This window comes from Leifsonia psychrotolerans (assembly GCF_013410665.1).
GTDB classification, from domain to species: Bacteria; Actinomycetota; Actinomycetes; order Actinomycetales; family Microbacteriaceae; genus Cryobacterium; species Cryobacterium psychrotolerans_A.
The window spans coordinates 581,488-601,234 of sequence record NZ_JACCFM010000001.1; the positions used below are offsets into that span (position 1 = coordinate 581,488).

Here is a 19,747-nt window from a genome sequence, read left to right on the forward strand (position 1 = left end):
CATGGCGAAACGCAACGATCGTCGGGCTGCACGTGCGGCCGCAAAAAATGTCGTCGATACCGTCGACGAGTTTGAGACCGAATTCACCCCGACGGAGGCCGACGGCGACATGTTCGGCGGAACGCCGAGCAAGAAGGCCCAGCACTTCTGGCCGGCGGCCAAGCGGCTGATGGGCCTGCTGCGCCCCGAGCGCGCGAAGATGACCCTGGTCGTCGTCCTCGTCACGGTCTCGGTGGTACTCACGGTCGTCGCCCCCAAGGTTCTCGGCCAGGCCATGGACGTGATCTTCAACGGCGTCATCGGCGCCCAGTTGAAGGGTGGCCAAACACTCGCGCAGGCCATCGACGGCCTGCGCGCGGCCGGCAACGACCAGTTCGCCGACATGCTGCAGGGCACCACGGTCGTGCCGGGCCAGGGCGTCGATTTTCCGACACTCGGCCGCCTGATCACCATCGTTCTCGCCCTGTATGTGGTGGCCTCTGTGCTCATGTGGGCGCAGGGCTGGGTGCTCAACGGCCTCGTCATGCGCGTCGTCTACACTCTGCGCCAAGACATCGAAGACAAGCTCAACCGCCTGCCGCTGCGTTACTTCGACACCCGGCAGCGCGGCGACCTGATGTCGCGCGTAACCAACGACGTCGACAATATCCAGCAGGCTCTGCAGCAGGCGTTCTCGCAGCTCGTGCAGTCGCTGCTGACCGTGATCGGCATCGCCGCGATGATGTTCATCGTGTCGTGGCAGCTTGCCCTGATTGCGCTGATCGCCCTGCCACTGTCGGGGATCATCGCCGGCGTAATCGGTGCGAAGTCGCAGAAACTCTTCGCCGCCCAGTGGAAGAACACCGGCGCGCTTAATGGACACATCGAAGAGACCTTCTCCGGTCAAGAGATCGTGCGGGCATTCGGTCGCGACCGCGAGATGCTCGAGGAGTTCGACAAGCGCAACGACACACTGTTCGCTGCCTCATTCGGCGCCCAGTTCGTGTCGGGCATGATCATGCCGGCCATGACCTTCGTCTCCTACCTCTCCTACGTGATGATCGCCGTTGCCGGTGGTCTCAAGGTGGCCTCAGGTCAGATGACGCTGGGTGACGCGACAGCGTTCATCCAGTACTCCCGCGAGTTCAGCCAGCCGCTCGGCCAGATGGCCGGTATGGCGAACATGTTGCAGTCGGGTGTGGCCTCGGCCGAGCGCACGTTCGAACTGATGGATGCCGACGAGCAAGATCCCGAGATCGTCACAGCTCACCTGCCGGAGCGCACCGACGGCCACGTCGAATTCGACAACGTCTCGTTCAGCTACAGCCCCACGAAGCCGCTGATCACCGATCTGTCATTCTTGGCGCAGCCCGGACAGACCGTCGCCATCGTCGGTCCGACCGGCGCAGGCAAGACCACGCTTGTGAACCTTGTGATGCGGTTCTACGAGCTGACGGGCGGGCGCATCCTGCTCGACGGCGTCGACATCACATCGCTGTCACGCGCTGAACTGCGTTCGCAGGTCGGGATGGTGCTGCAGGACGCCTGGCTGTTCGAGGGAACTATTCGCGAGAACATCCGCTATGGCCGTCTCGACGCAACAGATGACGAGGTCGTCGCCGCGGCGAAGGCGACGATGGTTGACCGATTCGTGCGCCAGCTGCCCGACGGCTACGACACCGTGCTCGACGCCGATGGCGGCAGCGTCTCGTCGGGCGAGCGTCAGCTCATCACAATCGCTCGTGCGTTCATCGCCAACCCCTCGCTGCTCATTCTCGACGAGGCGACTTCGTCAGTCGACACCCGCACCGAGATTTTGGTGCAGCAGGCCATGGCCGCGCTGCGCACCGATCGCACCTCGTTCGTGATCGCACACCGCCTGTCGACGATTCGTGACGCTCACACCATCCTCGTGATGGATGGAGGGCGTATTGTCGAGCAGGGTAACCACGAAACACTGCTGAAAACCCGCGGTGCCTACTATGGGCTTTATCAGGCGCAGTTCCGGGGTGGCGAGCCACAGGCCGAGACGGATGCCGCGGCACAGAACTCCGACACGGAAGAACCAATCAATGTCTGACCTCACCACGCCGGCCCCCGGTGCAGTCCCGACTGTTCCCCGTCGCGCCTGGATCGCCCTGATCGTGCTGCTGATGGGCATGTTCATGGCGCTGCTCGACACGACGATCGTGAACGTGGCACTGCCGACAATTCGCACGAGCCTCAACGCGTCAGAGGCGACACTCTCCTGGATCATTTCGGGTTATGCCCTGGCGTTCGGTTTGGCACTCATCCCGGCCGGTCGCGTCGGTGACCGGATCGGCCACAAATGGGTGTTCTTCACCGGCCTGGCGCTGTTCACCGTGGCGAGCTTCTTCTGCGGTTTGGCTCAGACCGACCTGCAGCTGATCGTCTCCCGTGTCATCCAGGGTCTCGCCGGCGGTGTCTTCGTTCCCGCGGTGACCGCGATGATTCAACTCATGTTCCCGCCGCGCGTTCGCGGCAAGGCATTCGGCATCATGGGCGCCGTGATCGGTGTGTCAACAGCAATCGGCCCGATTCTGGGTGGCCTCATCATCCAAGCGTTCGGTGACGAGAATGGCTGGAGGCTGGTGTTCTGGGTCAACCTGCCGATCGGCGTGATCGCGCTGGTCGCCGCGGCAATTCTGCTGCCCGGCGGCAACGAGGGTTACGGCAAGAGCGGCAGTGACTGGCTCGGACTCGTGCTGCTCTCAGCCGGTCTCGTCGCGCTCCTCGTGCCGTTGATCGAGGGCGAAGACCAGGGCTGGCCGCTCTGGACGTTCCTCACCCTCGCCGCAGGCGTATTGTTCATCGTCGCATTCGCGTTCTGGCAGGTGCGCCTGGCGAAGTCGGATGGCTCTCCGCTCGTGCCCCCGCACCTCTTCGCGCATCCGGCTTTCAGCGGGGGAGTCATCCTCGCACTGGTCTACTTCGCGGCGTTCACCAGTATCTTCTTCACGATCTCGATCTTCTGGCAGGCGGGTTTGGGGCACAGTGCACTGGAATCAGGCATCGTCTCGGTGCCGTTTGCCATCGGAAGCATCTTCGGTGCGGCTCAAAGCGACCGGCTGGCTCGGCGGCTGGGCCGCACGGTTCTGCTCATTGGTACGGGCATGGTCACCGTTGGTCTGATTTGGCTCTGGCTCGCATTGCTTCTCGTTCCGGCGAGCGACCTCACCAACTGGACCCTCCTCGTTCCGCTGCTCGTGGCGGGTCTCGGCAGCGGCCTGTTCATCGCCCCGAACGCCCAGTTCATCGTCGCCACGGTCGATCGATCCGAGGCGGGAGCGGCCAGCGGTGTGATCGGTGTGATGCAGCGCGTCGGAAGCGCGATCGGCATCGCCGTGATCGGCAGCGTGCTGTTCGGCACCCTGAACGTCACCGGTCACACTCCGGCAGCCGTCGCCGACGCCTTCGCCAGCAGTGCGGCTGCGGCGCTCGCTGTGAGCGCCGCCTTCAGCGTCGTCGCGCTGTTGCTTGTTTTCGCCCTGCCGAAACGGGTCGACACGCACTGATCTCTCGTGATGCTCGGTTGCGTCCCAGACTTAAGGGAATATACTGTCGTTACGACAGTAAAAGTCTGGAGACATGACGTCGATGAGTGATGTACAGGATGTGGCACGTTTTTCCAGCGAGCAGACTGCCGCAGTGCCGGACAACCCTGCACGCTATCGCTCAGAGCCGCTGGCGGCTCTGCTTGCCGTCTTCTCGGTCTGGGGGTCCGGCGGATTCATCAGCGCCCTCTCCCGTCAGGCTGGAACCGACCTCGACACCACCAGCGTCGTCGGCGTGACGATGCTGGCCAGACATGGCGCCATGCGGCCCTCGACACTCGCCGGGCACTTGCGTGTCGGCGCCTCGAACGTCAGTAAGATCAGCGCGCAGCTGATCGAACAGGGCTTCGTCGAGAAGATCGCCGACCCCGCGGATGCCCGCGCTTCGCTGTTGCAACTCACTCCCCAGGGCGTCGCGCTCATGCACACGCTCGTCGTGGCCGGTGACGCCATGATGGATGACATTCTCGTCGGCTGGTCCTCGACCGACCGTGCCGCATTTGCCCGCCAACTTCAGCGCTTCGAACTGAGTGCGCTGCGCTACGCCGCCGATATCCAGTCGGCGTAGCAACCCCCCAGAAATCAACAACAAGGAGATTAACAATGTCACGCACTTATGTCGTCACGGGCGCAGCATCCGGAATCGGGAAGGCCACCAGTGAGCTGCTCACCGGCCAGGGGCATCGCGTTATCGGCGTCGATCTGAAGGGCAGCGACGTCAACGTCGACCTGACCACCGATGATGGCCGCACCGCGATGGTCGACCAGGTCACCGAACTCTCCGGCGGCGTCGTCGACGCCGTTGTCGCCGTGGCGGGACTCGCTGCGCCGATCGCAGCCACCGCCGGTGTCAACTACTACGGCGCGATCGCAACACTTGAGGGGTTGCGCCCACTGCTGTTGAAGTCGGATGCTCCGCGTGCGGTCACCGTTGCTTCGATGGCGTCGCTGCACCCGCACGACGACGCGCTTCTCGCGGCCTTCACCGACGGGACCGAGGCCGACGCCATCGCCCGCGCCCAGGAGCTGCAGGCCGCCGGACCCGACGTTGGCTACGCGATCTACTCCACGAGCAAGCAGGCACTGGCTCGCTGGGTGCGTCGCACGGCAATCACTCCGGAGTGGGCGGGCGCGGGAATCCCGTTGAACGCGATCGCCCCGGCCGTCGTGCTCACCCCGATGACGCGCGACCTCGTCGCCACCGCCGAGGGCCGTGCGCAGCTGACCGCCCAGGTGCCGATGCCGCTGAACGGCCCGATGGAGCCCATCGTTGCCGCTCGTCTTCTGGCCTGGCTTGCGAGCGAAGAGAACTCGCACCTGGCCGGTCAGGTCGTCTTCGTCGATGGCGGCTACGACGCCGTCGTGCGCGGCGACAAGACCTGGTAACACACGTCTGACTGCTGGGTCTGTGCGAAGCGTTAGAACAGAGACGCTATCCACAGGCCCAGCATTGCTGCACCCACCGCGAGCATCAGCATCCCGACGCCGCTGGCGAGCGACTCGCCGTAGCGGCGTTGCTGGATCAAACGAACTGTTTCGTAGCTGGCCGTGCTAAATGTCGTGTAGCCGCCCAAGAAGCCAGCACCGAGAATGAGGGCGAGCTCCGGGGGGAGCAGCAACTGTGCGGCCAGGCCCGTGATGAGGCCCAGCAGGAGTGAGCCCGAGACGTTGATGAGAGTGGTCGCAAACGGATACGCCGTCTGAACTGTGGTTCGGATCAGCCCGTCGAGCACGAACCGGAGTGATGCTCCCGCCCCTCCGGCGAGGGCCAGCGCGACATACACCAGGGGTGTCACGGGGCTGCCGTTCCGGCTGACGGGGCACTCGGTCGAGGCCGGGACACGCGGGCTCCCACCGCAATGCCGAGCCAGGTTGCCACGGCGCCGAAGACAACTGTTGAAGCCAGGATCGCCACCGCCAGGACAAGATTCCCCGACGAGTTCAACACTGCTGCGTCGGTGGCTAAAGCACTGTAGGTGGTGAATCCGCCGCAGAAGCCGGTGCCCAGCAGGAGCCGCAACCGTGTCGCTCGGGGCTCACGCGGGCTCACGCGGGTGAGGGCCTCGTACAGGAAGCCGAGAAGAAACGCCCCCGCGAGATTGATCAGTGGAATGGCGATCGAGAAAGCGCCGAATGAGGGCACCAGTAGCGAGATTGTTTCGCGCGCGAGGGTGCCGACGGTGCCGCCGAGGCCGACGAGTGCAATGGACCCCCACCTCAGGTGGGACGGTCGGGACGCGGTCACTGTTACTTTTTTCCCAGCTTCGGGGCGTCGCTACCGTGGGAGTGCGTTGGAATGACCACGACCGGGCGGTGCTGATGGTGGGCGAGGCCGGTGGCGACAGAGCGGTTGAAGAACTCCTGGATTCCGCCACTCATCGACGCATCGTGGGTACCGACCACGATCATCGCAGCGTCGACGGTTTCGGCCAGATGGCCGAGCGCCGTGGCGACGTCTCCGGCCAGCACTAGTGTGCGCCAGGAGATTCCCGCATTGGCCAGGACGGCGGCCAGTGAGGCGGCGAGATTCGCGTCGAAGACTTCTTCACGGTTGTCGACGAAATCCGGATCAATGGACGATGAAACGACACTGCCGTCGATCGCTTCGTCAACCGCGTAGCGACCGGGATTGACGTGGGCGCAGATGAGGTCGGTCCCGAACTGGGCGGCGAAGCGCGCGGCTTGTTCCACAACATGCGTGGGTTGCCCCGGGGCGACACCGACGATGACCGGATGGCGCGCGGGTGCGTTTTCGTTCGCCGTCATAGTGGGATCTTACTCGCTGGGAGGCTACTCGCTGGGGAGCGTGACGGTTCCCGGGTGAAGCGGCGGCGAACTCTCGCTTAGGCTTGAGGTTCATGCACTGTGGGGGAAAGTAATGCCAACCAGCCGTCGTACCTATCCGTTCTCGACGCTCATTCTTGTGGCGCTGACCGCCGCCGTCATTGGGTCGGTCGTCACCGCGGTCGTCGTGGCATCGCCGCAGGCGGCTTCGGAAGCCTCATCGCCGACTCCGTCGACGAGTGCCGAGGCCTTCGCCGACACCGCCGAGACTCCTACCGAGACGCCGGCCGCGGTTCCCGACTTGGCCCGGCGAATCGACGGAGATCCGCTCGCGATCGGCGCCCTCGACGCGCCGGTCGTGATGATCGAGTATGCCGACTACCGGTGCCCGTTTTGCAGCCTGTTCGCGCGGGACACTCTGCCGCCACTGATCGACAGCTACGTTGCCGACGGCACGTTGCGGGTTGAATGGCGTGACCTTCCACTCTTCGGTGAGCAGTCGATCAATGCAGCAATTGCCGCGCGCGCGGCCGGCGAACAGGGGTTGTTCTGGGACTACCAGGAGGCCGTGCACGCGGCAGCACCCGACCGGGGGCACCCGGAGCTGCCCCGCGAACAACTGATTGCATTCGCCGCTCAGATCGGCGTTCCCGACCTGGCTGCATTCGAACAGAGCCTGGACTCGCCCGCGCACGCTGCGGCAATTCAGATCGACGTCGATGAAGCGCGTGCGCTCGGCATCGCGGGCACCCCCGCGTTCCTGGTCGGAGCCGAGATGATTTCTGGCGCCCAGCCGCTTGAGGTGTTCCAGCTGGCCATCGAGCGCCAGGCCGGGCGCTGATGCAGATCGGGCTCGCGGCGGCGTTCCTCGGCGGCGTGCTCGCCCTGCTCAGTCCGTGCTCGGCGCTGCTGCTTCCCTCGTTCTTCGCGTACGCGTTCACGACGCGCACCCGTCTGCTCGGCCGCACCGCACTCTTCTTCCTGGGTCTGGTGGCGATGCTGCTTCCGATCGGGGTCTTCGCCGGTTCGCTGGGCGGACTCGTGCTGACTTATCGCAGTCTCATCGTGACGATCGCCGCCGTGCTGATCATCCTGTTCGGTGCGCTGCACCTGGCTGGGCTGCGTGTGCGGTGGCCGCGCATGCAGCACCGAGGCGGCACCGGTGTGCTGTCGGTCTTTCTGCTGGGCGTCGCATTCGGACTGGCCGGCACGTGCTCGGGGCCCGTGTTGGGCGCGATCCTCACGATTGCGGCGCTCGGCGGTAACGCGGCGTATGGCGGTCTTCTGCTCACCGTCTATGCCGTGGGAATGGTCGTGCCGGTTTTTGTGCTGGCCCTGCTCTGGGACGCGTTCGATCTCGGAAATCGGCGCTGGTTGAAGCCGCGCACCATTCGCATCGGGCCCTGGCAATCCACCGTGGTCGAGGTTCTCTCGGGCCTGTTCATGATCGCCGTCGGGGTGCTCCTGCTGGTCACGGATGGCACGGCCGGCCTCGACGGCATCCTGGGGGTGCGCCAACAATACGAGGTCGAGTTGTGGGCGCAAAGCACCGGTCTGCGCCTCGGTGACGTGACCTTCGTCGTACTGGGGGCGATGCTCGCGGCCGTGGGGTTCCTCTGGTGGTGGACGCTGTCGCGTCGACGCGCAGCCGCACGACACGAGTAAAACCTGGCTTCAGGCCGGTGGCGAAGCCAATCGCGACTGTGGTCCGCGCTAGGGTTTCAAGAGCACCAACCGAGGGAGAACCGTGACAGAACTGCAGGAATTGGTCGTGCCGCGTAAGCGCAACGTCAAGGACTTGACGGCATCGATTAACGCACTGGATTCGTGGGCTTCGGTCAGTGCGACGTTCTTTACCGAGCGTTTCGGTGCCTTCAACGTGGCTGGAACCGCGCATCTGTCGGCCTCGATCGGCTCATTCACCCTGGCCGGGCGTGCCCTGGAACAGAACCTCAAGCCGGACAAGACGCTGCAGACCCTCACGATCACCCAGGTGGCAGGGGAGACCCCAACCGAGATTTCGGTGGAAAGCATAGACGAGCCAGCCGGTGATCTATCGGCGGTGACGGCTCTTGCTCATGGTGATCTCGTGCGGGCGCGCCTGCATGACAGTGCGTATGGCGACTTCACCCTCACCGGCGTTGCCGTGTGGTCGAAAGTGGGCACCATGATTCTCGTCGGCGAGTGGATTCTCAGCCAGGAAGCCGCACCCGCACCACGTCTGCGCCACCTTGAGATCGTCGCTCCGGCGGGTGCCCACGGGCACCTCGTTCCGGCACGCATCACAACGGTTGCCGACGACCTCGAACTCTAACCCCGTCGAGGCTGCCACTCTCGACGCGATCAGCGTAGTCTCGAACCAGGGGACACTGTTCGGGAGGTTTGTGACATGACTCGGGTCTGGCTGCATTGGATGCCGGCGATCGTCGTTCCGGCCGTGATCGCGGCCGGGGTTCTTGTCGTGCCGATGATGGCAACGGCCGCGTCCGATCTGCCCGGCCAAACTCCTGCACAAGTGCTCGAACTGATCGGCTCCAGTTCGGTCACCGCGCTGTCGGGCACCGTGCAGCAGACCTCCGATCTTGGGATTCCCGACCTGCCCATTGGCGCCGCATCCGCCGGCCCGGATGCGACGTCGATGCTCGACCTGCTCACCGGTTCCCATACTGCACGGGTCTACCTCGATGGTTCGGACAAGACGCGAGTGCAGGTGCTCGACTCACTCGCCGAACGTGATGTCGTGCGGAACGGAAGCGACCTCTGGTACTACAACACCGCCGACCAGACGGCTACACACGTGACCGTGCCCGCGAGCATGCCGGGCGGCGACGTCGCCTCGCCCGTGCCGACAACCATTCAGACGCCAGCCCAGGTCGCCCAGAAGTTCCTGGCCGCGATCGACCCATCGACCTCGGTCGCTCTCGGGCCAGACACCACCGTTGCCGGCCGCGCCGCGTACACCCTCGTCCTCACCCCGAAGGCGGGCGACACACTCGTCGGCTCGGTCTCGATCGCCGTCGACGGAACGACCGGGCTTCCGCTCAGCGTCGACGTACACGCCGTCGGCCAGTCGGCACCCGCGTTTGAAATCGCCTTCACCGATTTGAGCCTGGCGGCACCGTCAGCAAGTCTGTTCACGTTCACTCCGCCGGCAGGGGTGACGGTGAAAGAACAATCCCTGCCCACGATGAATGCGATGCCCACCCCGGATGCCACAGCCGTTCCACACACGGTGATCGGGTCCGGCTGGTCCGCCGTGCTCGAGTTGCCGCCGGGAACCGTTCCCGCCTCGCTGACCAGTTCCCCGCTATACCCCGAGCTGACCCAAGCCGTGACCGGGGGCCGAGTCTTCTCGACCTCGCTGGCCAACGTTTTGCTTACCACCGACGGGCGGGTGTTCGCCGGAGCGGTTTCAACTGCCAGGCTTCAGGCCGCAGCCGCTCAGTGAGTGACCTCTCGTCGGCACCGCTGGCAATCGAAACGCGGGGGCTGACCAAGCGCTTCGGTAGTCATGCGGCTGTTGACGGCGTCGACCTCAGCGTTCCCCGCGGCAGCGTCTTCGGTTTTCTCGGCCCCAACGGGTCAGGGAAGACCACAACGATCCGCATGCTGCTGGGGCTTGCTTCGGCCAACGCCGGCGAGATCAGCGTTCTCGGTCAGCGGATGCCGCAGCGACTTCACGACGTTCTGCCCCGGGTCGGCGCGCTTGTGGAGGGCCCTGCCTTCTACCCCTTTCTGTCGGGGGCAGCGAACCTGCATCGGCTTGACACAGCCGACCGCACCGCGCCGGGCGCAACCCGGCGAGCGCGGGTGGGCGCGGCGCTCGACCGGGTGGGGCTCACTCACGCGGCCCACAAAAAGGTGCATGCCTACTCGCTGGGCATGAAGCAACGACTCGGAATCGCAAACGCCTTGCTGCAGCCGCGGGAACTGCTGGTTCTCGACGAGCCGACCAATGGGCTCGACCCGCAGGGCACCCGGGAGGTACGCAGCCTGGTGCGCTCACTCGCCGATGACGGCGCCACGGTATTCGTTTCCAGCCATCTGCTCGCCGAGATCGAACAGATCTGTAGTCATGCCGGTGTGATGAGCGCGGGCAGCCTTGTGGCACAGGGCACCCTCGACGAGCTGCGTCAGGTGGGGCAGACGCAGGTGCGGGTCGAGACACCGGATGCGCAGCTCGCACTCGGTGTGCTGGCCAGCCTGGGTCTGATTCCCGGGACCGATGGGTCCACGGTCACGGCCGTGCTCGAGCGGGAGATTCTGCCCGAGTCAATCGTCGCGGCGCTCGTCGTCGGCGGAATTCGCGTGCGCGGCTTCACCGTGCAGGGGATGAGTCTCGAGGAACGTTTCGTGGAACTCACCGGGGAGGGGTTCGACATTGCCCAGTAGACCACCTGCGCCCAGTAGAGCAACAGCGCCCAGTAGATCGCGCAGTACACGTCGGGGTGTGGGCTGGGCACTTCTGGGCTCTGAGCTTTCCGTGCTCTATCGGCGTCGACGCACCGGGGCGATGCTCGCGGCGCTCGCGGCCATACCGATCCTCATTGCCATCGCCGTGCGGGTGACGATGGCTTCGCCGACGGCGGGGCGCGGGCCCGCATTTCTGGGGCAGATCACGCAGAACGGTCTGTTTGTGGGCGTCACGGCTCTCGTGGTGTCGATTCCGCTGTTCCTGCCGTTGACGATCGGTGTCGTCGCCGGCGACACCATCGCCGGCGAAGCCGGGCACGGCACCCTGCGCTACCTCCTCGTCGCGCCGGCCGGCCGGGTGCGACTGCTCACGGTCAAATACGTCGGCGCCGCAGTCTTCTGCGCGAGCGCGACGCTCACCGTGGTCGTGGCCGGCACCGCGATCGGCGCGATCCTCTTTCCGATCGGTCCGGTGACGTTGTTGTCGGGCACCACCGTGGGCCTCGGCGAGTCGCTCCTGCGACTGCTGCTGATTGCCGCATTTGTGACCGTCTCGCTGCTGGGTTTGTCGGCGATCGGCCTGTTCATTTCGACACTCACTGATGTGCCGGTCGGTGCCATGGCCGCCACCATTGTGCTGTCGGTGACATCACAGGTTCTCGACGCGTTGCCGCAACTCGAGTGGCTGCATCCGTGGCTGTTCAGCCACTACTGGCTCGGCTTCGCCGATCTCTTGCGCGACCCGATCTCCTGGAACTCGTTCGGCGACAATGCGGTGCTGCAGCTCGGTTATGTGGCGGTGTTCGGGGCGCTCGCCTACGGGCGATTTGTCACGAAAGACGTGTTGTCGTAGGCGATTCCCTCACCGCGTCGTGTGCAGCTCGACGTCTTCGACGCGCGCCCGCGGCATGGCCAGGCCCGCAACGACGGTGAGAGCAGCGGCGACGAGAACAGCCAGGAAGACACTCGCTCCGGCTTCGGTGACCACGGTCGGATTGCGCGCTCCGGCGGCGGATGCCGCAAAGATCGCGTTCGCGATCGCCCCGAAGATCGCGACTCCGATAGCGCTACCGATTGAGCGAGCGAACATGTTCGTGCCCGTGACGACACCGCGTTCGTTCCACGGAACGCTCGATTGGGCGGCGATGAGGCTCGGCGTCGCACTCAGGCCCAGGCCGAGACCGATCACGAAGCAACCGAGCGCGACCGCGAGCAGATCGGGCGTGCGGGCGAACAGCACAAGGGAGAGCGTGCCGACCAGTGTGATCGCCATGCCAAGAAGTACCGTGCTGCGAAAACCGATGCGCAGATAGAACCGGCCCGAGAGTGAGGCCGAAATCGGCCAGCCGATCGTCAGCGCGGCCAGGGCGAGACCCGAGATGAGGGGAGTGACGCCCAGGGAGCCTTCCAGATACGTCGGCACGTAGGAGGTGAGCCCGATCAAGATCGCTCCGACGCCGAGCGCGACGAGTGTTGTCGTGAGCAGCAGTCGACGGGAGAACACCCACAGTGGCAGGATCGGTTCGGCGGCACGCCGCTCCACGATGACGAAGGCCGCCAACAGCAGGATGCCGAGGGTGAAGATTCCGATACTCTGCGGCGAGCCCCAGGCCCACGCTTGCCCGCCCTCGAGTACCGCCAGAATGAGTGCGGTGAGGCCCAGGGTGAGCAGAACGGCGCCGGCATAGTCGACCCGGTGTGAACGACGTTCGATCTTTTCGTGAAGGTGGCGGGTGAGCATCCACGCCGCAATGAGGCAGAGCGGAACGTTGACGAAGAAGATCCAGCGCCAGGTGGCGAATTCCGAAAACAGGCCACCGAGAGTCGGCCCGACAACGGACGAGACAGCCCAAACGCTCGCCAGGTACCCCTGAGCCTTGGCTCGTTCGGCGACCGTGTAGATGTCGCCGGCGATTGTCGTCGCCATCGGTTGTACGGCGCCGGCGCCGAGACCCTGGATGGCGCGGAAGGCGATCAGTGCCGGCATGCTCCAGGCGAAGCCGCTGAGCACAGAGCCGAGCAGGAACAGCCCGATACCGATCAGTAGGATCGGTTTACGGCCGAGGGTGTCGGAGAGCTTCGCGTAGACCGGAACAGTGACGGCTTGCGCGAGGAGATAGACCGAGAAGAGCCAGGGGAACTGGGCGAAACCACCGAGGTCGGCCACGATCGACGGCACGGCCGTGGCGAGAATTGTCGAGTCGATCGCGACAAGGCCCGTCGTCAGCATGAGCGAGATCAGAATAGGTCCACGTTCTGAGCGGAATCCGACTCCACCTGTCACGGTCATTCGTGAGCAACGGCCTCACTCGCGTCGTCGCCCTCGCGCGCCGGATCGAGAACCCGTGCCTCGGCGTCCATCGGTGAAAGAGCGGCTTCCCGGCGACGGTCTGCACGCCGGTGGAAGCGCAGAATGAGCCAGAGCATGACGACGCCCAGTGCGGCGGCGATGATCACCCCGAGGACGTAGAGCACCGAGGCGAGGGACTGGGCCTCCTGAGCCGAGCCTGGTGGGATGAATCCGAACGTGAGATCTCGAACGGTGGTACCGGTGAACAGCAGGGCGACGACCGCGGTGATACCGCTCATTGAATCCCAGAGCGCGTGCAGCAGAGCGACGCCGACGAAAGCGCCCACGAGACCGAACGAGACACGATAGCGCCGTTGCCCGCGTGCTGCACCAAACAACGCGGCACCGAGGATCGCCGTCCACAGCACATGGCCCACCGGAGTCAAGAGTGCGCGCAGCACTTCGGTCTGCAACAGCGAGACCAGGTCGAGACCCTGCGACGTGATCGCTGCGTTGAGGGCGTAGCCCGCCGATTCGAAAGCGGCGAAGCCCGCACCGACCGTTGCGCCGAGCAGCGCACCCTGGCCGGCTGTCTTGAGCATGACCTTCCAGCCAATGATCACGAGGATCACACCCTTGACGAATTCTTCGATGAAGCCGACGCCGACATAGGTGAACACAGTCGGCTGCAGGCTGACTTCGAGCAGAGAGGCACCGAGCACCCCGCACATGCCGCCGACGAAGAAGGCGAGGAGGATCTGCATCGTGCTGATGGTGTCCATTGTGCGCTCCATCACAAACAGCACGACGCAGAACGGCACGAGGAAACTACCGAGCAGAATCAGGGTGGGGATGAGGTTGCTGTTGAGAGTCATGGCCGTCACCCCGATGGTGATTCCCCAGAGTGCAACTCCCACCAGAAAGGTCTTCCACCACCAGCCGTGACGGTGATGTGGGTGAGCGGCGGATATCAGAATCGGACTCTGAATCGTTGAACTCATCTCAGACGCTCCTCATCGGCTGCCGAACCCGGCGCCGAACAGCGCCATCCGTGCCCATAGTGGCCTCGTGGCCCAACTGCGGTCAAGAACGAATGCCGACCAGTGCACCAGCCACCATTCAGCGTTCCCGGCGAAAGCCTGGTAATCCTCACATCCTGTGCCGGAGCGCTGGACATCGGCACTCGCCTGATGTTCCATAAAACAATCATTCGTGAACACTCAAGTGAGGGGTGAGGACCATCGCTGCTTCCTCCGCTCGCCCCCCAGCCGAAACGAAACGGCGCTCCACGCTCGGAGTGTTCGGCGGGCTGATGGGTGGCATTGGGCTCAGCCTCGCGCTCGCCGTGCTCGTGACTGTTGCTGTCGCGCCGCCGCTCGCCCTGGCCGGCATCGCTGCGTCAAACGGAATCACCGATTTCGACAACCTGCCCGACTATCTGGCGATCGGACCGCTCGCGCAGAAGAGCAACATTTACGCGACTCAGGATGACGGCACTCCAGTCTTGCTGGCGTCGTTCTATGACCAGAATCGCGTAGACGTGGCATCGGATCAGGTCAGCCAATTTGTGAAAGACGCACTGGTCGCCGGTGAAGACCCTCGCTTCTACGAGCACGGCGGAATCGACCTCCAGGGCACGCTGCGCGCAATAATGAGCATGATCACCGGCGGGCAGACTCAGGGGGGTTCCTCGATCACGCAGCAGTATGTGAAGAACGTGTTGGTTCAGAAATGCGACCTGCTCAGCAGCCAGAAATCAGAAACAACCTGTTACACCGACGCCACAGAGACCACGGTTGACCGCAAGCTCAAAGAAATGCGTTTGGCGATCGGCCTCGAAAAGAAGTACACGAAAGATCAGATCCTGCAGGGCTACCTGAACATCACCGGTTTCGGTGGAACCGTGTACGGCATCGAAGCGGCGGCGAACTACTACTACGGCACGACGGCCGCGGCGCTCACGCTGCCTCAGGCCGCGAGCCTGATTGCCATTGTGAACAATCCGGTCAAGTTTGAGCTCGACCAACCCGAGAGCCCGACCAACGGGGCCAAGAACGGCTACGCCGCCAATAAGGCGCGCCGCGACTACATCCTCGGTGCGGTGCTCAAATACAAAAAAATCACCCGCGCCGCGTATGAGGCGGCGATCAAGACGCCCATCGAACCCAGCATCCACGAGCCGAGCACAGGGTGTCAGACAGCGGGAGCCAGCGCTTTCTTCTGCGACTATGTGACGCACATTCTGCAGAACGACCCGACCTTCGGTGCGAATGTCGATGCCAGAATGCTCAACTTCAAGCGTGGCGGCTACGACGTATACACCTCACTGGACCTCGACCTCCAGAACGCGGCGGTGAACGCGATTGCTCAGAACGTGCCCCAGACCTTCCCCGGCTGGGATGTCGGCGGGGTCGTCACGAGTGTGCAGGTGGGAACGGGGCGTGTGTTGGCGATGGCCCAGAACAAGGACTATAGCCAGGACCCCGCCGTGCTTGCAACGGGCCCGAACTACACGGCCATCAACTACAACACCGACTATGACTATGGTGGCTCGGATGGCTTCCAACCCGGGTCGACCTACAAGGTATTCACCCTCGCCGAATGGCTGAAAGAGGGTCATACGTTGAACCAAACGGTCGACTCGCGAGTCAAGGCCAGCTGGGGAACATTCCAAGACAGCTGCCTGGGGCCGCAGAACTACGACAGTGAGCATTGGTCGCCACAGAACGACTCGTCGAGCGAGACCGGCTCGCACTATTCCGCGTTGCAGTCGACAATCGACTCGATCAACACCGGCTACATCGGCATGGCGAAGAAACTTGACCTGTGCGGCATCCGCAAGACGGCTCAAGCCTTCGACATGCATCGGGCGGATGGCACCCCTCTCGTACAGAGCGCTGCCTCGGTGATCGGCACAAACGAGGTGGCACCGCTCTCGGTCGCCGTGGCGTTCGCGGGGATCGCGAACAACGGGGTCACCTGCACGCCGATCGCCATCGACAAGATCGTCGGCGCGAATGGGGCCGCCGTGCCGGTACCTCCCTCGACGTGCACGGAATCCGTCACTCCGGCTGTGGCCGGTGCGATGGACTATGCCCTGCAGCTTGTGATGACACAGGGTACTGCTGTGCAGTCGTACCAAAGCACGGGTCCGCGCGTTCCGATGATCGGTAAGACGGGAACGACCGACGGCAACAAAGACACCTGGATGAGCGGGGCGAGCACCACGGTGGCCACCGTCGTCGCCGTCGTGAGTCTCACCGGCGCCCAAGACCAGCGGGCCTCCTACTTCGACAGCGGCCAAGCCGCGACCGCTCGGCATCGGATGTGGCCGATGGTCATGTCGGTGGCGAACGCGAAATATGGCGGCGGAAGCTTCCCGAGCTCGTCGGCTAATGCGGTGGTCTCTGCCGGCGGTCCCTCTGCGACCCAATAGGACACAGAAAAAACTTCCTTTCGCTTCTTACGCCGGGGTGCCCCTGGTCGATGGTGGGTTGTGAAGGCCCATGGATGGGCCGGTACACCCCAGCTCAAGGAAGAAGTTTCTCATGGGAATGCAGATCAACACGAACACCGCGGCAAACAACGCTTACCGCAACCTGTCCAACACGCAGAACGCACTCTCGAAGTCGCTCGAGAAGCTCTCCAGCGGCCTGCGTATCAACCGTGCCGCTGATGATGCAGCCGGCCTGGCCATCTCCGAAGGCTTGCGTGCGCAGGTCAACGGCAGCAAGGTTGCAGCCCGTAACGCTCAGGACGGCATCTCGGTCATCCAGACCACAGAAGGCGCCCTGACCGAGGTCCACTCGATCCTGCAGCGCGTGCGTGACCTTGCAGTTCAGGCCGGCAACGACTCGAACAACGATGACTCGCGTGCGGCGATCAAGACCGAATCCGACGCGCTCGCATCGGAGCTCACCCGTATCGGTGCCGCCACGAACTTCAACGGCATCAAGCTGCTCGATGGCTCCGCAACCGCTCTGACCTTCCAGGTCGGCGCCGGTGGCATTGCTGCCGAGGACCAGATCAGCATCAGCCTCGCCGGTGCGAACACCACCACGGTTGCAACCGCTGTCAGCGCGCTGACGTTCGCCACCTCGGCAAATGCCGCAACGTCGATCGTCGCTATCGACGCGCAGATCACGGCGATCTCGACCGCTCGTGCCGACCTGGGTGCCGTGCAGAACCGCTTCGAGTCGACCATCAACAGCCTCAACGTTTCCGCTGAGAACCTGGCCGCCGCCGAGTCGCGCATCCGCGACACCGACATGGCTTCCGAGATGGTCAACTACACCCGTGCGAACATCCTGTCGCAGGCCGGCACCGCCATGCTCGCGCAGGCGAACCAGTCCAACCAGGGCGTTCTGAAGCTCCTCGGCTAAACCCGAAGCTTCTACTGAAAGAGCCTGGCGGCATCCGGGAGGGGGATTACGCCCCGCCGAGCCGCCAGGCTCTTTCGTCGCATCACCCGACGTCATTCGTTACTCGACTCGATTGCACGACCAGATTGGAACTCCGTGGGAAACCTCGCGCTCGATGGCCTTGCCAGCGGTCTGAACACCACCGCGCTGATTGCCTCCCTGATGCAGGTTGAGGCTATTCCGAAGACATTGCTGCAGGCGAAAGTCACCGGCGCTCAGTCGAAGATCACCGACTTGCAAGCGTTGAATGGCAAGATTGCTGCGCTGGCCGCGCTGGCCAAGAAGGTCACGCTGCCCACCGCGTTGCAGGCGTTCACCGTCACGAGCTCATCACCAGCCGCCACGGGCACGGCCAGCAGCAGCGCAGCCGCGGGCAGCGTCGACATCGTTGTCTCGCAGCTGGCGCAGGCACAGACCATGGTCAGCGGGCCGATGTCGGCTTGGCCCGACGATCCGGCCACTCTCACTTTCGTCGCCCAGGACGGGACAAAAACCCAGGTCGTCGCGGCATCGGGGTCGCTCGACGATGTGGTGCGAGCCATCAACTCTGCCGGAGCGGGCGTGTCGGCCACCAAGGTGGCGAGTGGGGTGGATGCCGGGGGGATTCCCCAGTATCGCCTGCAGATGGTGTCGTCGACGAGCGGCGACGCGGCAGCTTTCACCGTTTTTCGGGGCACGGCCACGGCCGTCGATGGCGGTACGGCGACGAATCTGCTGGATGACGGCGGAGCAGTGATTCGCGATGCCCAGAATGCCGAAGTGAAACTGTGGGCTGGAACCGCGGCGGAACAGACGATCTCGTCGGCGACCAACACGTTCGCCGAGCTCCTTCCGGGCGTCGCAGTCACGGTGACCGCCGTGTCGGCCGGCCCCGTCTCACTCATGGTGGGGCGCAACGCCGAGGCATCCACGGCGACAGTCAAGGAACTGACCGATGCGCTGTCGGCGATCTTCGGAACAATTACGGCCAAGTCGCTCACCACGCAGAAGACCGAGGCCGATGGCACGGTGGTGACGGCTCTGGGAACGTTCTCCAGTAACAGCACGATCAAATCCATCAAGCAGAGCATTGTCTCTGCGGTGGGCCAGCCGATCGATGGGTTCTCGCCGTCCGAGGTCGGAATCAGCTTCAGCGCAGACGGCTCGCTTGTCTTCGACGCCGAAAAGTTCGCTGCGGCGCTGGCCGCCAACCCGGCGAAGGCCGAAGGAATGATCGCAACGATCGCCGGCCGGGTCGAAACCGCTGCTGCCTCGATCTCCGATAAATACCAGGGACTGCTGACCAACCAGATCACCAGTCAGGAATCACTGGTCAAAACCATGAACAAGCAGGTCGACTCCTGGGATCGTCGGCTCGCTGCCCGGGAGAGCACCTTGAAGCGCACCTATGCGGCGCTTGAGGTTGCCCTGGGCAAGATGAACAGCCAGTCCAGCTACCTGGCCTCGCAGATCTCAGGTCTTCCGAGCTGGAACTCCAGCAACAAGTAATCCCACCCGATCGGAGAGCGGCGCCCCGGCGTCCAGAACCCATGTCACGTGCAGCGAACCAACTCGCCCAGTACAACAGAAATGCGATCCAGTCGGCCACGCCGACACAGCTTCTGACGATGCTCTACGATCGCCTACTGCTTGACCTGCATCGGGCTGAAGCCGCGCAGACCGTCGGCGACTGGACGAAGGCGTCCGAGCAACTGCTGCATGCACAGGACATCGTGGCGGAACTGCAGTCCTCGCTCGACCTCACAGCATGGTCTGGCGCGGAGGGCCTTTTCGCCCTCTACGCCTATGTCAACAGTGCTTTGATCAACGCGAACGTGAACCGGGACATCGCTCTGACGCACGAATGCATTTCTCACCTCGAGCCGTTGCGCGCCACCTGGCATGAAGCGGCGGGCGCGCTGCCGTCGCCCGGCGCTCCGACGCCGAACGCCGGGGGCTGGAATGTCGCTTGAGCGCTGGGACGTCTTTCTGACGGAGCTGGAAACCGCACTGGTTTTCGACAGCGAGAGCACGATGTCGGACAGCGTGGCGTGGGTGCCGCCTCCGGGTCTCGGCGCCCTTCCGAGCGAATTCGATGGTCGGGCTCGACGGTTGCTTGATGCACAGCACGTGCAGATTCAGGTCATGGAGGCAGAGCTCGTTGCCACGGCGAAGCAACTGAATGCAGTGCGCTCGGTACCGAGTCCCCAGCCCCGATCGATCTATCTCGACGTCACGGGCTAGCTATTTATCGTGCCCGTCTAACGGGGGGCAAGAAACGGTCGATAGCAAGAGGTGAGCATGGA

At 64.1% G+C, this 19,747-nt stretch carries 20 protein-coding genes; 15 read left to right on the forward strand and 5 right to left on the reverse strand.

Going from position 1 to position 19,747, the window contains the following annotated elements; all coding sequences use genetic code 11:
- Window position 1 precedes the first annotated feature (1 nt).
- From HNR05_RS02570 to HNR05_RS02585, 4 genes are all read left to right on the forward strand, one after another.
- A complete protein-coding gene (locus tag HNR05_RS02570) occupies window positions 2–2,059 on the forward strand; it encodes an ABC transporter ATP-binding protein (RefSeq protein ID WP_179577602.1) in 2,058 nt (685 codons plus the stop codon).
- A complete protein-coding gene (locus tag HNR05_RS02575) occupies window positions 2,052–3,515 on the forward strand; it encodes an MFS transporter (protein WP_179577603.1) in 1,464 nt (487 codons plus the stop codon). The genes HNR05_RS02570 and HNR05_RS02575 overlap by 8 nt, the downstream gene beginning before the upstream one ends.
- A gap of 82 nt (window positions 3,516–3,597) precedes the next feature.
- Window positions 3,598–4,122, forward strand: a complete 525-nt coding sequence (locus tag HNR05_RS02580; RefSeq protein WP_179577604.1) for a MarR family winged helix-turn-helix transcriptional regulator — start codon at window positions 3,598–3,600, stop codon at window positions 4,120–4,122.
- A 35-nt stretch (window positions 4,123–4,157) separates the two neighbouring features.
- The gene (locus HNR05_RS02585) at window positions 4,158–4,940 is read left to right on the forward strand and encodes an SDR family oxidoreductase (RefSeq protein WP_179577605.1); all 783 of its coding nucleotides are present in this window, start codon (window positions 4,158–4,160) and stop codon (window positions 4,938–4,940) included.
- Window positions 4,941–4,972: 32 nt separating this feature from the next.
- Here HNR05_RS02585 and crcB read toward each other — a convergent pair whose 3' ends face one another.
- Genes crcB through HNR05_RS02600 form a run of 3 tightly spaced genes read right to left on the reverse strand, consistent with a single transcriptional unit; the run spans window position 4,973 to window position 6,320 of the window.
- A complete protein-coding gene (gene crcB, locus HNR05_RS02590; protein ID WP_179577606.1) occupies window positions 4,973–5,350 on the reverse strand; it encodes a fluoride efflux transporter CrcB in 378 nt (125 codons plus the stop codon).
- The gene (locus HNR05_RS02595) at window positions 5,347–5,799 is read right to left on the reverse strand and encodes a CrcB family protein (RefSeq protein WP_179577607.1); all 453 of its coding nucleotides are present in this window, start codon (window positions 5,797–5,799) and stop codon (window positions 5,347–5,349) included. The genes crcB and HNR05_RS02595 overlap by 4 nt, the downstream gene beginning before the upstream one ends.
- Before the next feature lie 2 nt (window positions 5,800–5,801).
- A complete protein-coding gene (locus HNR05_RS02600) occupies window positions 5,802–6,320 on the reverse strand; it encodes a universal stress protein (protein WP_179577608.1) in 519 nt (172 codons plus the stop codon).
- A 112-nt stretch (window positions 6,321–6,432) separates the two neighbouring features.
- Between HNR05_RS02600 and HNR05_RS02605 the strand changes: the two genes are divergently transcribed.
- The 6 genes from HNR05_RS02605 (at window position 6,433) to HNR05_RS02630 (ending at window position 11,604) form a co-directional block, all read left to right on the forward strand.
- Window positions 6,433–7,179 carry a DsbA family protein gene (locus HNR05_RS02605; RefSeq protein WP_179577609.1) on the forward strand — a complete coding sequence of 249 codons (747 nt, stop codon included), beginning with the start codon at window positions 6,433–6,435 and terminating at the stop codon, window positions 7,177–7,179.
- Entirely contained in the window at window positions 7,179–8,003 is an 825-nt protein-coding gene (locus HNR05_RS02610; RefSeq protein ID WP_179577610.1) for a cytochrome c biogenesis CcdA family protein, read from the forward strand. The genes HNR05_RS02605 and HNR05_RS02610 overlap by 1 nt, the downstream gene beginning before the upstream one ends.
- Before the next feature lie 82 nt (window positions 8,004–8,085).
- Window positions 8,086–8,652, forward strand: a complete 567-nt coding sequence (locus HNR05_RS02615) for a hypothetical protein (protein WP_179577611.1) — start codon at window positions 8,086–8,088, stop codon at window positions 8,650–8,652.
- A gap of 75 nt (window positions 8,653–8,727) precedes the next feature.
- Window positions 8,728–9,786 (forward strand): LolA family protein, encoded by a 1,059-nt coding sequence (locus HNR05_RS02620; RefSeq protein WP_179577612.1) that lies wholly within the window; start codon window positions 8,728–8,730, stop codon window positions 9,784–9,786.
- On the forward strand, window positions 9,783–10,730 hold the full coding sequence (locus HNR05_RS02625; protein ID WP_343062431.1) for an ABC transporter ATP-binding protein: 948 nt from the start codon (window positions 9,783–9,785) through the stop codon (window positions 10,728–10,730). The genes HNR05_RS02620 and HNR05_RS02625 overlap by 4 nt, the downstream gene beginning before the upstream one ends.
- Entirely contained in the window at window positions 10,720–11,604 is an 885-nt protein-coding gene (locus HNR05_RS02630) for an ABC transporter permease (protein WP_491044421.1), read from the forward strand. Before HNR05_RS02625 ends, HNR05_RS02630 begins: the two co-directional genes overlap by 11 nt.
- Before the next feature lie 9 nt (window positions 11,605–11,613).
- Here the strand turns inward: HNR05_RS02630 and HNR05_RS02635 are convergent, their stop codons facing one another.
- Window positions 11,614–13,041 (reverse strand): MFS transporter, encoded by a 1,428-nt coding sequence (locus HNR05_RS02635; RefSeq protein ID WP_179577613.1) that lies wholly within the window; start codon window positions 13,039–13,041, stop codon window positions 11,614–11,616.
- Complete coding sequence (locus HNR05_RS02640) at window positions 13,038–14,042, reverse strand: PrsW family intramembrane metalloprotease (RefSeq protein WP_179577614.1); 1,005 nt, start codon at window positions 14,040–14,042, stop codon at window positions 13,038–13,040. The genes HNR05_RS02635 and HNR05_RS02640 overlap by 4 nt, the downstream gene beginning before the upstream one ends.
- Before the next feature lie 230 nt (window positions 14,043–14,272).
- On the opposite strand from HNR05_RS02640, the gene HNR05_RS02645 reads away from it, so the two are divergent.
- From HNR05_RS02645 to HNR05_RS02665, 5 genes are all read left to right on the forward strand, one after another.
- Window positions 14,273–16,477, forward strand: coding sequence for a transglycosylase domain-containing protein (locus HNR05_RS02645; RefSeq protein WP_179577615.1), 2,205 nt, complete (start codon window positions 14,273–14,275; stop codon window positions 16,475–16,477).
- 112 nt (window positions 16,478–16,589) lie between these two features.
- The gene (locus HNR05_RS02650; RefSeq protein WP_218868791.1) at window positions 16,590–17,423 is read left to right on the forward strand and encodes a flagellin N-terminal helical domain-containing protein; all 834 of its coding nucleotides are present in this window, start codon (window positions 16,590–16,592) and stop codon (window positions 17,421–17,423) included.
- A 135-nt stretch (window positions 17,424–17,558) separates the two neighbouring features.
- Window positions 17,559–18,950, forward strand: coding sequence for a flagellar filament capping protein FliD (gene fliD / locus HNR05_RS02655; RefSeq protein ID WP_179577616.1), 1,392 nt, complete (start codon window positions 17,559–17,561; stop codon window positions 18,948–18,950).
- A 41-nt stretch (window positions 18,951–18,991) separates the two neighbouring features.
- Window positions 18,992–19,414 (forward strand): flagellar export chaperone FliS, encoded by a 423-nt coding sequence (gene fliS / locus HNR05_RS02660; protein WP_179577617.1) that lies wholly within the window; start codon window positions 18,992–18,994, stop codon window positions 19,412–19,414.
- Window positions 19,404–19,685 carry a hypothetical protein gene (locus HNR05_RS02665; RefSeq protein WP_179577618.1) on the forward strand — a complete coding sequence of 94 codons (282 nt, stop codon included), beginning with the start codon at window positions 19,404–19,406 and terminating at the stop codon, window positions 19,683–19,685. Before fliS ends, HNR05_RS02665 begins: the two co-directional genes overlap by 11 nt.
- Window positions 19,686–19,747: the final 62 nt, after the last annotated feature.

Bases quoted from the DNA above. Each gene is read 5' to 3' on its own strand.
- fliS (WP_179577617.1), top strand. From the start codon at position 18,992: ATGTCACGTGCAGCGAACCAACTCGCCCAGTACAACAGAAATGCGATC.
- HNR05_RS02610 (WP_179577610.1), top strand. From the start codon at position 7,179: ATGCAGATCGGGCTCGCGGCGGCGTTCCTCGGCGGCGTGCTCGCCCTG.
- HNR05_RS02640 (WP_179577614.1), bottom strand. From the start codon at position 14,042: ATGAGTTCAACGATTCAGAGTCCGATTCTGATATCCGCCGCTCACCCA.
- HNR05_RS02570 (WP_179577602.1), top strand. From the start codon at position 2: ATGGCGAAACGCAACGATCGTCGGGCTGCACGTGCGGCCGCAAAAAAT.
- HNR05_RS02635 (WP_179577613.1), bottom strand. From the start codon at position 13,041: ATGACCGTGACAGGTGGAGTCGGATTCCGCTCAGAACGTGGACCTATT.
- HNR05_RS02575 (WP_179577603.1), top strand. From the start codon at position 2,052: ATGTCTGACCTCACCACGCCGGCCCCCGGTGCAGTCCCGACTGTTCCC.
- HNR05_RS02650 (WP_218868791.1), top strand. From the start codon at position 16,590: ATGGGAATGCAGATCAACACGAACACCGCGGCAAACAACGCTTACCGC.
- HNR05_RS02580 (WP_179577604.1), top strand. From the start codon at position 3,598: ATGAGTGATGTACAGGATGTGGCACGTTTTTCCAGCGAGCAGACTGCC.
- HNR05_RS02665 (WP_179577618.1), top strand. From the start codon at position 19,404: ATGTCGCTTGAGCGCTGGGACGTCTTTCTGACGGAGCTGGAAACCGCA.
- HNR05_RS02600 (WP_179577608.1), bottom strand. From the start codon at position 6,320: ATGACGGCGAACGAAAACGCACCCGCGCGCCATCCGGTCATCGTCGGT.
- HNR05_RS02620 (WP_179577612.1), top strand. From the start codon at position 8,728: ATGACTCGGGTCTGGCTGCATTGGATGCCGGCGATCGTCGTTCCGGCC.
- HNR05_RS02605 (WP_179577609.1), top strand. From the start codon at position 6,433: ATGCCAACCAGCCGTCGTACCTATCCGTTCTCGACGCTCATTCTTGTG.
- HNR05_RS02585 (WP_179577605.1), top strand. From the start codon at position 4,158: ATGTCACGCACTTATGTCGTCACGGGCGCAGCATCCGGAATCGGGAAG.